Here is a 13,903-nt window from a genome sequence, read left to right as displayed (position 1 = left end):
CCCCGAGGCTGTCAGAGAACGGCAACACCCTGCCGCGGGAACGGCGGCGCGAGGTCTCGATTCACCTCGTCGCTGGCGTGGTCCCTGAGGAGCGAGCGCAGCGGGCGTCTCGAAGGGCTCCGCGCCCTGCTCGATCACCGAGGATGCGCCCTGTTCGTTGGTCGAGTAGGGCGCGCAGCGCCCGTATCGAGACCCCGGGCAGGTGCGAGGGGTCTCGATACACCTCGTCGCTGGCGCTCCTCGGCACTCGACCACCGAAGCGTCGGCACTCGACCACCGAGGGCGGCTGGCGCTCGACCACCGAACGTCTTCGTTGGTCGAGCAGCGAGCGCCAGCGAGCGTGTTGAGACCTGGCGACGCGGGCGGTCAGCCGACGGGCGGGCCGGCGACGAGGGCGACGCCGGTGAGCACGGCGACGGCGACGAGGCCGGTCGCCAGGCCGCGCAGCGGGTTGCGCAGGAGCCAGGCCACCGGGCGCTCGTGGCCGGTGGCGGCCTCGGAGCGCAGCCGCCACGACGTGCCGAGGGCTCCGTGGCGCTCGGCCCAGAGGTCGAAGAGCACGGTCGCGAACGGCGGGATCGAGGCGAGCACGCCGACCAGCAGCCGCTTCGCCGACCACCGCTGGTCGACCGCGACCAGCACGGTGGTCAGCACGTAGGCGATGAACACGACGCCGTGCAGCATGCCGCCGATGCGCACGCCGAGCTCGGTGGTCTCGGTGACGTACTTCAGGAACATCCCGCCGAGCAGGAGCGCCCAGGTGACGGCCTCGGCGACCGCGACGGTGCGGAACAGCCGCAGCGGGCTCACGCGAACGCCGCCTCCGCCAGCGAGGTGAAGAACCCCAGGCCGTCGGTGCCGGTGCCGGTCAGCGCCTCCACGGAGTGCTCCGGGTGGGGCATCAGGCCGACGACGTTGCCGCGGGCGTTGGTGATGCCGGCGATGTCGCGCAGCGAGCCGTTGGGGTTCTCCCCCAGGTAGCGCGCCACCACGAGACCCTCGCCGTCGAGCCGGTCGAGGGTGTCGTCGTCGGCGACGAACGCGCCCTCGCCGTTCTTCAGCGCGATGGTCACCTCGGCACCCTCGGCGTACGACGACGTCCAGGCGGTCGAGGTGTTCTCGATGCGCAGCCGCTGGTCGAGGCACAGGAACTTCTGGCGCTGGTTGCGGATCAGCGCGCCCGGCAGGAGGTGCGACTCGCACAGCACCTGGAAGCCGTTGCAGATGCCGAGCACGGGCATGCCGCGCTCGGCCGCGGCCACCACCTCGGTCATCACCGGGGAGAAGCGGGAGATGGCACCGCAGCGCAGGTAGTCGCCGTAGGAGAAGCCACCGGGGAGCACCACCGCGTCGACGCCGCGCAGGTCGTGGTCGCCGTGCCACAGCGCCACGGCGTCCTGGCCGCCGAGGCGCAGCGCGCGCTGGGCGTCGACGTCGTCCAGCGAGCCGGGGAAGGTGACGACGCCGACCCTCATGCGGGCTGACCGTCCTCGACGCGCACGGCGTAGCTCTCGATGACGGGGTTGGACAGCAGCGTCTCGGCCATCCGGTGCACGTCGGCCAGCACGGCCTCGGTCACCTCGCCGTCGATCTCGAGCTCGAAGCGCTTGCCCTGGCGCACGTCGACCACACCGGTGAAGCCGAGCCGGGGAAGCGCGCCCTGCACCGCCTTGCCCTGGGGGTCGAGGATCTCGGGCTTGGGCATCACGTCGACGACGACTCGAGGCATGGCCCGATCCTACGGCGACGCAGCGGTGTCGCTGTCGTCGAGGGGCGTGATGTCCACGACCCGGCTGTCGCCCCACGGGCTGCCGGCCGTCGCCGGGTCGACCGACGGCGCCGCGAGCGCCAGCTGCGCGGCCAGCACGGTGGCCGAGGCGGTCAGCGACGCGGTGGCCAGCACCGTACGGCGGCGCCGCGCGGCGGGGCGGGGCGCGGGGTGGCCCGCGGGGTGGGGACTGTGGTCGGGCGGGGTGGGGTCCATGTCGTCCCACGGTGACCGCTCGACGTGGTCGGGGCCTGACAGGTGCCTGTGAGTCGGGTGAGAACTCGCCGCGCATGCGCCCGCCCGGGCCGCGCGGCCTGGGAAAACGGCGGCGCAGCGGCGAGACTCACCGCATGAGCATGTCCTCCGCCGGCCGCACCGCCCCCACCTCGCCCCTGAAGCTGCAGTTCCCGCAGTCGCTGGCGGTCTACGACGACTACGCCGCCGCGCAGCGCACCGTCGACCACCTCTCCGACCACAAGTTCCCCGTCGAGCAGTGCATGATCGTCGGCACCGACCTGAAGCGCATCGAGCGCATCACCGGGCGGCTCACCACCGGCCGGGTCGCCCTCGGCGGCATCCTGTCGGGACTGTGGTTCGGCCTGTTCGTGGGGCTCGTCCTCAGCCTGTTCACCGACGAGGCGCTCCTGGTGACGCTGCTGTCGACGGCGCTGTTCGGTGCGCTCTTCGGGGTCATCTGGGCGCTGGTGGGCTACGCGCTCGCCGGCGGTCGCCGCGACTTCTCCTCCGTCACCCAGGTCGTCGCCACCCGCTACGAGGTGCTGGTCGAGCACAAGTCGGCCGCCCAGGCCCGTGAGCTGCTCGCCGAGCTGCCCGGTGGCCTGCCCGACCCGTTCGCCTGAGCCGCGGGTCCCGGGGGTGGGTGCGGTCGACGTGCGAGCCGGGGCGGTCCGGGGGTCTCGATACAGGCGCTAGCGCGCCTTACTCGACCAACGAAGGCCGCGCGCCTTGCTCGACCGGCGAGCGGGGCGCGTGGTTTCGAGACGCTCGCTGGCGCTCGCTCCTCAACCACCGTTCGGGGCCGCTCGCTCCTCGACCACCGTTCGACGGTCAGCGGCGCTGCAGGACGACGATGAGCAGGGCGACGCCGAGGCCGGCGACGATCGGGCCGACGATGGCCCAGGTGTCGTCGCCGGACATGGCGCTGCCGCCGACGTACCCGAGGCCCTGCAGGGTCCACAGCGCGCCGAGAGCGACCATGAGGCCGGCCAGGGCCAGGCCGAGGGCCCCGCGTGAGGTCACGCGAGGCCCCCGACCGGTGCCGGGGTCACGACAGCTCGCGCTTGAGGATCTTGCCGGTCGCGGTCATCGGCAGCGACGGCACGACCTCCACCTGGCGGGGGTACTTGTAGCCGGCCATCTGCTCCTTGCTCCACGCCACGAGCTGCTCGGGCGTGGTGGTGGCGCCGTCGTTCAGGATGACGTACGCCTTGATCTCCTCGCCGTGGCTCTCGTGCGGCACGCCGATGACCGCGGCCAGCGAGACGTCCTCGTGGGTCATCAGCACCTCCTCGATCTCGCGGGGGTACACGTTGAAGCCACCGCGGATGATCATGTCCTTCGACCGGTCGACGATGTAGTACCAGCCGTCCTCGTCGCGGCGGCCGAGGTCGCCGGAGCGGAACCAGCCGTCCTGGAGCACCTCGTCGGTGGCGTCGGCCCGGCCGTAGTAGCCCTTCATGATGTTGTGGCCCTTGATCGCGATCTCGCCGACCGCGTCGGGGTCGGGGTCGATCTCGTCCCAGCCCTCGGGCTTGACCAGCTTCATCTCGACACCGGGGATCGGCCGGCCGATCGAGCCGACCCGCACCGGCTCGCCGTACGGGCTGAAGGAGGCCACCGGGGAGGTCTCGGAGAGGCCGTAGCCCTCCAGGATCGTCACGCCGAACTTCTTCTCGAACTGCTTGTGCACCTCCACCGGCAGCGCCGAGCCGCCGGCGGCCGCGACGCGCAGGTTGGCGGCGATCGAGGAGACGTCGACGCCCTCCTCGAGCGCGCCGAGCAGGCCCCAGTACATCGTCGGGACGCCGGCGAAGAAGGTCACCTGCTCCTTCAGCATCAGCCCCAGCGCGGCGGAGGCCTCGAAGCGAGGCAGCATCACCACGGTGCCGCCGAACGCGAAGGCGCCGTTCTGGATTACGGTCTGGCCGAAGGAGTGGAACAGCGGCAGCACGCACAGGTAGGTGTCGGGCTTCGCGGGGTCGGCGCCGAACAGGTCGGCGCCCGACAGCGCGTTGTCGCGCATGTTGCGGTGGCGCAGCTCGGCGCCCTTGGGCTGACCGGTGGTGCCGGAGGTGTAGAGGATGACGGCCGTGTCGTCCTCGTCGGTGGCCACGCTCTCGAAGGTCGGCGGCTGCTGGGCCATCGCGCGGCCCATCGTCTCGGTGCCCTCGATCGGCGACTCCGCGGCGGGGTCGGCGGTGATCATGAAGAAGTGCTCGCAGCCCTCGGCCTGCTCGAAGCCGGTGTGGCCCTCCGCACCGATCGCGAGGTCGGGGGTGCCCTGGAAGCAGAAGTACGCCTTCGCGTCGGAGTCGCCGAGGTGGTAGGCCACCTCGCGGCCCTTCAGCAGCACGTTGAGCGGCACCACGGTCGCGCCGGCCTTGAGGATGCCGTAGTAGACGATCGTGAAGTAGGGCAGGTTGGGGCAGCTCAGCGCCACCTTGTCGCCGGGCTCGATGCCCCGCGAGACGAGGAGGTTGGCGACCTGGTTGGCCGCACCGTTCACCTGGGCGTAGGTCAGCCGGGTCTCACCGAAGATGATCGCGTCGCGCTCGCCGTACTGCTGGGCGCTGCTCTCGAGCAGGCTGGACAGGTTGTACACGTATGGCCTCCGTCACGTGGTGGGTGGAGGCCAACCTACTCACCGGTCACGACAGCCGCGACACGATGTCCGCGGCCCGGCGCAGGTCGGCCCCGACCGCCGGGGTCGACACGGCGGTCGCGGCGAGCCCGAGGGGCCCGAGCGCGTGGATGCGGAAGCGGTAGGCCACCTCGCAGCGCGCGACGCCGGCGGCCCGGAAGGTGAGGGTCAGGTCGGCGCGCACGAAGCGCCACGTACCGGTCTCGCTCCAGCGCTCGGGGCGCACCAGCTCGGTGGTGCGCATCGCCGGGCGCAGGCCCGGCACGGTCACGTCGACCCAGGTCTGCCCCACCCGGGGCGCCCCGTCGACGTCCTCGACGCGGCGCAGGCTCGACTGCCACTCCGCGCGGTGCACCGGGTCGACGAGGTAGTCGAAGGCGACCTCGACCGGCACGTCGAAGACCACGGTGCCGCCCCTCGTGCCGGACGCACCCCCGGCCACGTCAGAACCTCTCGCCGGTGAGCAGCTCGTAGGCCTCGACGTAGCGGGCGCGGGTGCGCTCCACGACCTCGGGCGGGAGCGCGGGCGGGGGGCCGCCGGCGGCGCGGTCCCAGCCCGCCTCGGGCGACAGCGCCCAGTTGCGCACGACCTGCTTGTCGTACGACGGCTGCGCGCGGCCCGGGTGCCAGGCGTCGGCCGGCCAGAAGCGGGAGGAGTCGGGGGTCAGCACCTCGTCGCCGAGCACCGGCGACCCGTCGCCGCCGGGCACCACCCCGAACTCCAGCTTGGTGTCGGCCAGCAGGATGCCGCGCTCGCGGGCCAGGACGTGCGCCCGGTCGTAGACGGCCAGGGTGAGCTCGCGCAGCCGCTGCGCCGGGCCCTCCCCCACCGTGGCGGCGACGGCGTCGTACGAGACGTTCTCGTCGTGGTCGCCCAGGGCGGCCTTGGTGGCCGGGGTGAACACCGGCTCGGGCAGCCGGCTGCCGTCGACCAGGCCGGGCGGCAGCGGCACCCCGCACACCTCGCCGGTCGCGGTGTAGTCGACCAGCCCGGAGCCGGTGAGGTAGCCCCGCGCCACGCACTCCACGGGGTACATCTCCAGGCGCCGGCACACCACCGCCCTGCCCCGCACCGCCTCGGGCACGTCGGTGGACAGCACGTGGTGCGGCACCAGGTCGGCGAGCTGGTCGAACCACCACAGCGACATCCGGGTGAGGATCTCGCCCTTGTCGGGGATCGTGGAGTCGAGCACGAAGTCGAAGATCGAGATGCGGTCGCTGGCCACCATCAGGTAGTGCCCGGCCCACTCCCCCTGCTCCAGCTCGTAGAGGTCGCGCACCTTGCCCGAGTGCACGTGGCGCGCCCCGTCGAGGAGGGGTGCGGGCGGGAGGTTGACGTCGGCGGCGCTCACGGGCTCAGCGTAGGGGCGCCGAGGCGCCGGGCCCGCGCGCCGGGCCCATCCGGTGAGCGAGGTGGTCGGCGGCGCCGGCGACGAGGTCCTCCACCGGCAGCGGCAGCGGCAGGCACCAGTTCGGGCGCCGGGTGGTCCCGGGCACGTTGGGGCGCCGCTCCTCGCCGAGCGCGTCCTCCAGCGACAGCGACAGCATCAGGCAGGGCGCCTCGGCGAGCCGGTCGTAGGCCACCGCGACGGCCCGGTCGGCGCCGTCGTCGGCGGTGAGCCCGTCGTGGCCCACCAGCCGCGCCAGCAGCTCGGCGCGGCCGCCGCGGACGTCGGCCTCGGTCATGTCGCTGCTGGCGAGCTGGTCGTCGACGTCGCTGCCCGACCACAGCCCGGCCACGGTCGGCAGGTCGTGGGTGGTCACCGTGGCCAGGGCGCTGCGCGGCCACGTGTCGGGCTCGTCGTCCTCGAACCAGAGCACCCGGTAGGTGAGCACGTCGCGCTCGGCCAGCGCCTCGCGCACCCCGGGCTCCACCGTGCCGAGGTCCTCGCCGACCACCACGGCGCCGGCGCGGTGCGACTCCAGCGCCACGATGTCGAGCAGGTCGTCGCTGGGGTAGCGCACGTAGGCGCCCTCGGTCGGCGAGGCGCCCTGGGGCACCCACCACAGCCGGAACAGGCCCATCACGTGGTCGACGCGCAGCCCGCCGGCGCCGGCCAGCGTCGCCCGGACCGCCTCCACGAACGGCTCGTAGTCGGCCTCCTGCAGCCGCCACGGCACCAGCGGCGGCGAGCCCCAGTCCTGGCCGCTGCTGTTGAGGGCGTCGGGCGGGGCGCCCACGCTGACGCCGTCGGCGAGCACGCCCTGCCACGCCCAGGCGTCCGAGCCGCCGCCGGAGACCCCGATCGGCAGGTCCTGCACGACGGTCAGCGCCCCCGTGGCCGCGCGCAGCTGCTCGTCGAGCAGCCACTGCAGCCAGGCGTGGAACGTGACGTCGTCGGCACGCTCGACGGCCAGGTCGTCGACCGCGGGGGCCGCGGGGTCGCGCAGCTCCTCGGGCCAGGCGTGCCAGTCGGGGCCGTGCTCGGCGGCCACGACGCTCCACACGGCGAACCGCTCCAGGCCGGCGCCCTCCTGCGCACGCCAGGCCTCGAACGCCGCGCGGTCACCGGGGCCGTGCCGGTCGAGGACGGCACGCAGCGCGGCCTCCTTGAGCGGCCAGACCAGGTCGCGGTCGACGAGCGCGCTGGCGCGGGCCGCGGCGAGGTCGTCGACCAGGCCCAGGTCGTCGAGCAGCGCGTCGTCCCAGCCGGGCACGTCCTCGACCCGCAGGTACAGCGGGTTGCGGAAGCGGCGGGTGGCCGGGAGGTAGGGGCTGGCCTCCTGCGGCAGCGAGGGGCCCACGGCGTGCAGCGGGTTGACCACCAGCAGCCCGCCGCCGAGGTCCTCGGTCCAGCGCCGCAGGGTGGCGAGGTCACCGAGGTCGCCGATGCCCCAGCCGGCGCGCGAGCGTGCGGCGTACAGCTGCACGGCCCAGCCCCAGGTGGGCTCGTCGGGGGTCCAGCAGCGCCCCGGTGACACGACGAGCCGGCGCTGCACGCCCTCGGCGGTGGTCAGGCGGTGGTAGCCGAGCGGGAAGTCGTCGGGCAGCGCGCCGTCGACGGTGCGGGTGGTGCCGTCCTCGCACGCCACCTCGACGCGCCCCAGGCCGAGGTCGCGCCCGGGGCGGGAGACGACCGGGCCACGGCGGGCCAGGTCGGCGGGCGGCTCGCCGATGGCCTCGCGCAGGCGGGCGACCGTGTCCGCCGACGCCCGCTGGGGCTGGTCGCGGGCGTCGAGCCAGCTCAGCTGCAGGCCCCGGTCGTCGACGTCGGGGGCGACGGCGGGCCCCACGGGCGGCTCGACGTGCGGCCGGCCGTCGTGGGGCTCGCGCACGGGGCTCGGAATGGGGTCGCTCGGCGTAGGCATGTCCCGACCCTAGGGCTGGCCCCGCCCCTGGGCCTCAGCGCCAGGGCGCCGGGCGGCCCTGCAGCCACCACTCCATCCGGCGGGTCATCCACGGCAGCGCCACGTAGGTCATCACGGGCGTCATCACCAGCACGGTCGCCAGCACCCGCAGCGGCAGCACGGCGTCGGCGACGGTGTGGCCCGCCGCCCAGTTGGCCAGCACGCTCAGGGGGTAGAAGACCATGAAGATCACCGTCGCCTGCTTCCAGCGCGGCGGCCGGCTCGGCGCCACCCGCAGGTCGCGGACGTCACGGGTGGTGGGGTCGTCGAACCACCCCTCGATGCCGGTACGCCGCTCGACGCGCGACTCCACCACCCCGAGGCCCGCGGCCGAGTCGCGCCACCACTGCCGCTGGTGGGAGTCCTCCCACGACGCCAGCGCCTCGGTGTCGGCGAAGCGGTAGAGCATGTGCCAGGTCTCGGAGTCGCGCTCCGGGCGCACCCACCCGGCGCCGAGGAACCCCGGGAACCGCTGCGCCAGCGCCGTGCCGGCCTGCAGCCAGCTGGCCATCTCCGCCTCGCGGACGGGGTCGACGTGACGGGTGATCGAGACGGTGACCGGGCTGCCCATGGCACCAGGGTCCGGGGGTGGGCCGCGGGGCGGCAAATCCACCGGCGGCCCCCACCGCGTCCCGCCTTGCCGGGTCGGGCAGGGTGGGGACGTGACCGACGACGTCGTGCCGCACCCGTCGTCCGTGGACGCCGGCTCCGACGAGACCAGCCCCGACGCCTACGAGCCCGACCCGCGGCGCTGGCGCATCCTCGGGGTGTCGCTGGTCGTCGGCTTCATGTCGCTGCTCGACGTCTCGATCGTCAACGTCGCGATCCCCTCGATGCAGGAGGGCCTCGACACCTCGGCCGGCACGATCCAGTGGGTCGTGTCGGGCTACGCGCTCACGTTCGGGCTGGTGCTGGTCGCCGGTGGGCGCCTCGGCGACGCGTACGGCCGGCGCCGGTTGATGCTCATCGGGCTGGTCGGCTTCGTGGTCACCAGTGCCGCGGTCGGCCTGGCCCCCACCGCGGAGACCGTCGTGGCGGCCCGGCTGCTGCAGGGGGCGACCGCCGGGCTGCTCACGCCGCAGAACTCCGGCATCATCCAGCAGCTGTTCCGCGGCGCCGAGCGGGGCCGCGCGTTCGGCCTGTTCGGCTTCACCGTCTCCACCGCGTCGGCGGCCGGGCCGGTCGTCGGCGGGCTGCTGATCGCCCTGGCCGGTGAGGAGAACGGCTGGCGGCTGCTCTTCCTGGTCAACGTGCCGATCGGTGTCGTGGCGGCCGTGGCGGTGGTGCGGATGGTGCCGCGCAAGGTGCGCGACCGCGCCGACGACACCCGCATCGACCTGCCGGGCGCCCTGCTGCTGGGCGCCACCGTGCTGTGCCTGCTCTACCCCGTGGTGAGCCTCGAGAGCGGTGCCCGGCTGCCGCTGGTGCTGCTGGTCGGCGTCCCCCTGTTCGCGTGGGGCTTCGTGCACTGGGAGCGGCGCACCGTGCGTCGCGGTCACCCGCCGCTGCTCGACGTCGCCCTGCTGCGCACGCTGCCCGGCTACGCCAGCGGACTGTCGGTCGGCACGCTCTACTTCACCGGCTACACCGGGCTGCTGCTCGTGCTCTCGGTGTACCTGCAGGAGGGGCTCGACTACACCCCGCTGATGGCCGGCCTGCTGCTCGTGCCGTTCGCCCTGGGCTCGGCCACCAGCGCCCCCCTGGTGGGCCGGTTCATCTCCGCGGTCGGGCGCCGCATCACGGTGGCGGCGCTGGTCGTGACGATGCTGGGCGTCGTGGCGCTGGCCGTGGTCGCCCCCGGGCGCGAGGGCACGGCGCTGGTGGCGTTCGCGGCGCCGGCGCTGCTGGTCGCCGGGCTCGGCGGCGGCGCGGTGGTCTCGCCCAACATCACCCTCACCCTGGCCGACGTGCCGCCGCGCATGGGCGGCGCCGCCGGCGGGGCCCTGCAGACCGGCCAGCGCATCGGCGCCTCCATCGGGGCGGCGGTGCTGATGACGGTCTACCAGGTCGTCGACGGCGCGGCCTCGCCCGGCGCGGGGCTGCGCGCCGCGCTGCTCACCGGCGTCGCGCTGCTCGCGCTGGCGCTGGTGCTGGCCGTGCGGGCCCTGCGGCTGGAGCAGCGGGCGGCTGCCACCCCGGCCCCCGCCCGCTGACCGACGCGGCCCGGCTCAGAGGATGGCGCCGGGGGCGTACGCCGCCGCGGCCGGGTGCCGCTCGACGAGCTCGGCGACCCGGTGGCACACCACCTCCACCTGCTCCACCGCCGCGCCGGTGAACGTCAGCGGCTCGGCCACCAGCGAGGCGAGCTGGTCGGTGGTGAGCCCGAGCCGCTCGTCGGCGGCGAGGCGGTCGAAGACGTCGTTGACGGCCTGGCCGCGGCGCATGTCGAGCGCCGTGCCGACCGCCGCCTCCTTGATGGCCTCGTGGGCGCTCTCGCGGCCCACGCCGTTGCGCACCGCCGCCATCAGCACCTTGGTGGTGGCCAGGAACGGCAGGTAGCGGTCGAGCTCGCGCTGGATGACGGCCGGGAACGCGCCGAACTCGTCGAGCACGGTGAGGAAGGTCTGGAACAGCCCGTCGGCGGCGAAGAACGCGTCGGGCAGCGCGACCCGGCGCACCACCGAGCAGGAGACGTCGCCCTCGTTCCACTGGTCGCCGGCCAGCTCACCGACCATCGAGAGGTAGCCGCGGGTGACCACCGCGAGGCCGTTGACCCGCTCGCAGGAGCGGGTGTTCATCTTGTGGGGCATCGCCGACGAGCCGACCTGACCCTCCTTGAAGCCCTCGGTGACCAGCTCGTTGCCGGCCATCAGGCGGATGGTCGTGGCGAGGTTGGAGGGCCCCGCCACCAGCTGCACCACCGCGGAGAGCACGTCGAAGTCCAGGGAGCGGGGGTAGACCTGCCCGACGCTCGACAGCACCCGGTCGAAGCCGAGGTGGGCGGCGACGCGGTGCTCGAGCTCGCCGAGCCTGGTGGCGTCGCCGTCGAGGAGGTCGAGCATGTCCTGGGCGGTGCCCATCGGGCCCTTGATGCCACGCAGCGGGTAGCGCGCGAGCAGCTCCTCGACCCGCTCGACGCCGATCAGCATCTCGTCGGCCACGGTCGCGAACCGCTTGCCCAGGGTCGTGGCCTGCGCCGCGACGTTGTGCGATCGCCCGGCCATCACGGTCGTCCGGTGCTCGGCGGCCAGCCGTGCGAGGCGGGCCAGGGTGGCGACCGCGCGGTCGCGCAGCAGCTCGAGCGACTGCTTGAGCTGCAGCTGCTCGACGTTCTCGGTGAGGTCGCGCGAGGTCATGCCCTTGTGGATCTGCTCGTGACCGGCGAGGGCCGAGAACTCCTCGATGCGGGCCTTCACGTCGTGGCGGGTCACCCGTTCCCGGGCCGCGATCGACGCGAGGTCGACCTGGTCGACGACGGCCTCGTAGGCCTCCACCACACCGTCGGGCACGTCGATGCCGAGGTCGCGCTGCGCCTTCAGCACCGCGATCCACAGCCGGCGCTCGAGCACGATCTTGTGCTCGGGCGACCAGATCTGGGCCAGGTCGGCGGCGGCGTAGCGGGTGGCGAGGACGTTGGGCACGGTCACGGTCACGTGCCTCATCCTCCCACGGTGCGCCGGCCCGGCTCGCCCGCACGGCCGCGGCTGCCCGGGGCGGCCAGCGGGCGCCACCCCCAGACCACCCAGGCCGGTCCGGGCCCCGTCGTCAGCCGCGTCTCGCGGAACGTGGACCACCACGCGCCCGGGGCCGACAGCTCGAGCCGGGTCGTGGGCCACGGCGGACGTCGCCCGGCCCTCGGCTCCTGCTCGACCTGTCCGTCGACCTGCTGCTCGACCTGTCCGTCGACCTGCTCGGGAACGGCCCCAGACGGCTGTGCGGGCGGCTCGCCCCGGGTCGCCACGAGGTCGGCGCCGGCCACGACGTAGCCGGCCACGGTCGCGACGAACGGGAGCGGGCCGTGCTGGGCGATGCGGTGGCCGAGGAGAAGCCGGGTCCAGAGCGAGAGGGGCCAGCCGCCGGACAGCTCGCCGACGAGGGCGCCCCACGGCTGGTCGACCGCCACCGCCCGCCGCGACACGAACGCCCCCGCGGGGCACGCCTCGTCGACCGTCTCGTCGGCGAGCTCGGGGCGGTCGAGCAGCGCCAGCACGCGACGCCGGTCGTACCAGCAGCCCGCGCTGGTGCGCAGGGGCCGCCCCGCCAGCCCGGCGTCGAGCACCCGCCGGGCCGAGCGCGCGGTCAGCCCCGCCGAGCCCAGCAGGAACGTGGCCTCACGCCCGGTCACCGTCGTCGTCGCCGTCATCGGCCGACCGTAGGCCGCCGGCGACCCGGGCGCGGGTCGTGGTGGCTGGGCTGTGGACGGGTGCGGGTCGGCTGCTGCTGTGGACGGGCGGTGGGTCGAGAGGGTCTCGATACGAGCCCTGGCGGGGCCTGCTCGACCAACGAAGGAGCGGGGTCTCGATACGAGCCCTAGCGGGCCCTACTCGACCAACGAGAGGGGCGGCTCTGCTCGACCGGTGAAGGGGCGGCCCCTCCCCCCGACCCCTCCCCGCTGGTGCACCGAGGGGCACACCTGTGCCCCTCCGTGTACTACGCCGGACGACGGTCCCGGGTCAGCCCTCGGCGGCGCGCAGGGCGATGTCGGTGCGGTGCTGGGCGCCGGGGAAGTCGACCGCGGCGACCCCCTGGTAGGCCGCCCGGCGGGCGGCGGCGAGGTCGGGGCCGGTGGCGACGACGGCCAGGACCCGCCCGCCGGCGGTGACCAGGTCACCGTCGCGCAGGGCCGTGCCGGCCTGCACGACGTGCACGTCGTCGAGGGCCTCGGCGGCGTCGATGCCGGTGATCAGGTCGCCCGACGACGACGACTCCGGGTAGCCCCGGCTGGCCACGACGACGCCGACAGCGGCGCCGGGGCGCCACGACGGCGGCGGCACGTCGGCCAGCGTGCCGGTGGCGGCGCCCACCAGCAGCGGCGAGAGCGGGGAGTCGAGCAGGGCGAGCAGCGGCTGGGTCTCGGGGTCGCCGAAGCGGGCATTGAACTCCACCACGCGGGTGCCGCGGGAGGTGAGCGCGAGGCCGGCGTACAGGAGGCCGGAGAACGGCGTGCCGCGACGGGCCATCTCGTCGACGGTCGGCTGCAGCACGGTGGCGAGCACGTCGTCGACCAGGTCGTCGGGCGCCCAGGGCAGCGGCGTGTAGGCGCCCATGCCGCCGGTGTTGGGGCCCTCGTCGCCGTCGCCGATGCGCTTGAAGTCCTGCGCGGGCTGGAGCGGGTAGACGGTGGTGCCGTCGGTCAGGGCGAACAGCGAGACCTCGGGGCCGTCGAGGTACTCCTCGATGAGCACCTGCTCGCACTGGGCGGCGTGGGCGAGGGCCTCGTCGCGGTCGCTGGTGACCACCACCCCCTTGCCGGCGGCCAGGCCGTCGTCCTTCACGACGTACGGCGCGCCGAAGGCGTCGAGCGCCGCGGCGACCTCGTCGGGGCTCGTGCAGAGGCGGGCGGCGGCGGTCGGCACGCCGGCCGCGGCCATCACGTCCTTGGCGAACGCCTTCGACCCCTCGAGCGCCGCCGCGGCCCGCGACGGCCCGAAGACCGCGATGCCGCGGGCGCGGACGGCGTCGGCCACGCCCGCCACGAGCGGCGCCTCCGGTCCGACGACGACGAGGTCGGCGCCGAGCGCGACCGCGAGGTCGGCCACGGCCTGCCCGTCGAGGGCGTCGACGTCGTGCAGCGTGGCGACCGCGGCGGTGCCGGGGTTGCCGGGGGCGGCGTGCACCGCCGCGACGCCGGCGTCCTGGGCCAGCGCCCGGGCGAGGGCGTGCTCACGTCCGCCGGGACCGACGACCAGGCAGGTCAGCGGCCCGGTCGGCACCGGGGACGGGACGCCCTGGTGGGGCGTGGGCGC

The 13,903-nt window shown here is 74.5% G+C and carries 15 protein-coding genes; 2 read left to right on the top strand and 13 right to left on the bottom strand.

Going from position 1 to position 13,903, the window contains the following annotated elements; translation table 11 throughout:
* Nucleotides 1-366 precede the first annotated feature (366 nt).
* The 4 genes from AC4OR8_RS06200 to AC4OR8_RS06185 are packed head-to-tail and all read right to left on the bottom strand — an operon-like array spanning nt 367 to nt 1,984.
* Nucleotides 367-810 carry a DUF3817 domain-containing protein gene (locus AC4OR8_RS06200; RefSeq protein WP_492164663.1) on the bottom strand — a complete coding sequence of 148 codons (444 nt, stop codon included), beginning with the start codon at nt 808-810 and terminating at the stop codon, nt 367-369.
* The gene (gene purQ, locus AC4OR8_RS06195) at nt 807-1,475 is read right to left on the bottom strand and encodes a phosphoribosylformylglycinamidine synthase subunit PurQ (RefSeq protein WP_492164662.1); all 669 of its coding nucleotides are present in this window, start codon (nt 1,473-1,475) and stop codon (nt 807-809) included. Before purQ ends, AC4OR8_RS06200 begins: the two co-directional genes overlap by 4 nt.
* Nucleotides 1,472-1,729, bottom strand: a complete 258-nt coding sequence (gene purS, locus AC4OR8_RS06190) for a phosphoribosylformylglycinamidine synthase subunit PurS (RefSeq protein ID WP_492164661.1) — start codon at nt 1,727-1,729, stop codon at nt 1,472-1,474. Before purS ends, purQ begins: the two co-directional genes overlap by 4 nt.
* A gap of 9 nt (nt 1,730-1,738) precedes the next feature.
* Nucleotides 1,739-1,984, bottom strand: a complete 246-nt coding sequence (locus AC4OR8_RS06185; RefSeq protein ID WP_492164660.1) for a hypothetical protein — start codon at nt 1,982-1,984, stop codon at nt 1,739-1,741.
* A gap of 140 nt (nt 1,985-2,124) precedes the next feature.
* Between AC4OR8_RS06185 and AC4OR8_RS06180 the strand changes: the two genes are divergently transcribed.
* Entirely contained in the window at nt 2,125-2,628 is a 504-nt protein-coding gene (locus AC4OR8_RS06180; RefSeq protein WP_492165311.1) for a YflT domain-containing protein, read from the top strand.
* A gap of 208 nt (nt 2,629-2,836) precedes the next feature.
* Here the strand turns inward: AC4OR8_RS06180 and AC4OR8_RS06175 are convergent, their stop codons facing one another.
* From AC4OR8_RS06175 to AC4OR8_RS06150, 6 genes are read right to left on the bottom strand one after another with little or no spacing between them, the layout of a single operon-like run.
* Nucleotides 2,837-3,028 (bottom strand): hypothetical protein, encoded by a 192-nt coding sequence (locus AC4OR8_RS06175; protein ID WP_492164659.1) that lies wholly within the window; start codon nt 3,026-3,028, stop codon nt 2,837-2,839.
* Between the two features lie 25 nt (nt 3,029-3,053).
* Nucleotides 3,054-4,610, bottom strand: coding sequence for a long-chain-fatty-acid--CoA ligase (locus tag AC4OR8_RS06170; RefSeq protein ID WP_492164658.1), 1,557 nt, complete (start codon nt 4,608-4,610; stop codon nt 3,054-3,056).
* 46 nt (nt 4,611-4,656) lie between these two features.
* Nucleotides 4,657-5,091 (bottom strand): SRPBCC family protein, encoded by a 435-nt coding sequence (locus tag AC4OR8_RS06165; protein ID WP_492164657.1) that lies wholly within the window; start codon nt 5,089-5,091, stop codon nt 4,657-4,659.
* A gap of 1 nt (nt 5,092) precedes the next feature.
* Nucleotides 5,093-6,001: a phosphoribosylaminoimidazolesuccinocarboxamide synthase gene (locus AC4OR8_RS06160; RefSeq protein WP_492164656.1), complete on the bottom strand. Its 909-nt coding sequence runs from the start codon at nt 5,999-6,001 to the stop codon at nt 5,093-5,095.
* Between the two features lie 4 nt (nt 6,002-6,005).
* Nucleotides 6,006-7,958, bottom strand: coding sequence for a 4-alpha-glucanotransferase (malQ, locus tag AC4OR8_RS06155; protein ID WP_492164655.1), 1,953 nt, complete (start codon nt 7,956-7,958; stop codon nt 6,006-6,008).
* Between the two features lie 34 nt (nt 7,959-7,992).
* On the bottom strand, nt 7,993-8,568 hold the full coding sequence (locus tag AC4OR8_RS06150) for an antibiotic biosynthesis monooxygenase (protein ID WP_492164654.1): 576 nt from the start codon (nt 8,566-8,568) through the stop codon (nt 7,993-7,995).
* Nucleotides 8,569-8,659: 91 nt separating this feature from the next.
* On the opposite strand from AC4OR8_RS06150, the gene AC4OR8_RS06145 reads away from it, so the two are divergent.
* Entirely contained in the window at nt 8,660-10,150 is a 1,491-nt protein-coding gene (locus tag AC4OR8_RS06145; RefSeq protein WP_492164653.1) for an MFS transporter, read from the top strand.
* A 15-nt stretch (nt 10,151-10,165) separates the two neighbouring features.
* Here AC4OR8_RS06145 and purB read toward each other — a convergent pair whose 3' ends face one another.
* From purB to purD, 3 genes are all read right to left on the bottom strand, one after another.
* Complete coding sequence (purB, locus tag AC4OR8_RS06140; protein WP_492165310.1) at nt 10,166-11,584, bottom strand: adenylosuccinate lyase; 1,419 nt, start codon at nt 11,582-11,584, stop codon at nt 10,166-10,168.
* 11 nt (nt 11,585-11,595) lie between these two features.
* A complete protein-coding gene (locus AC4OR8_RS06135; RefSeq protein WP_492164652.1) occupies nt 11,596-12,300 on the bottom strand; it encodes a hypothetical protein in 705 nt (234 codons plus the stop codon).
* A 310-nt stretch (nt 12,301-12,610) separates the two neighbouring features.
* On the bottom strand, nt 12,611-13,855 hold the full coding sequence (gene purD, locus AC4OR8_RS06130) for a phosphoribosylamine--glycine ligase (RefSeq protein ID WP_492165309.1): 1,245 nt from the start codon (nt 13,853-13,855) through the stop codon (nt 12,611-12,613).
* Between the last annotated feature and the right edge of the window lie 48 nt (nt 13,856-13,903).

The organism is Nocardioides sp. FY1077, from assembly GCF_058681775.1.
The sequence above is the reverse complement of the archived record's forward strand: the minus strand, read 5'-3'. Positions and strand labels throughout refer to the sequence as shown.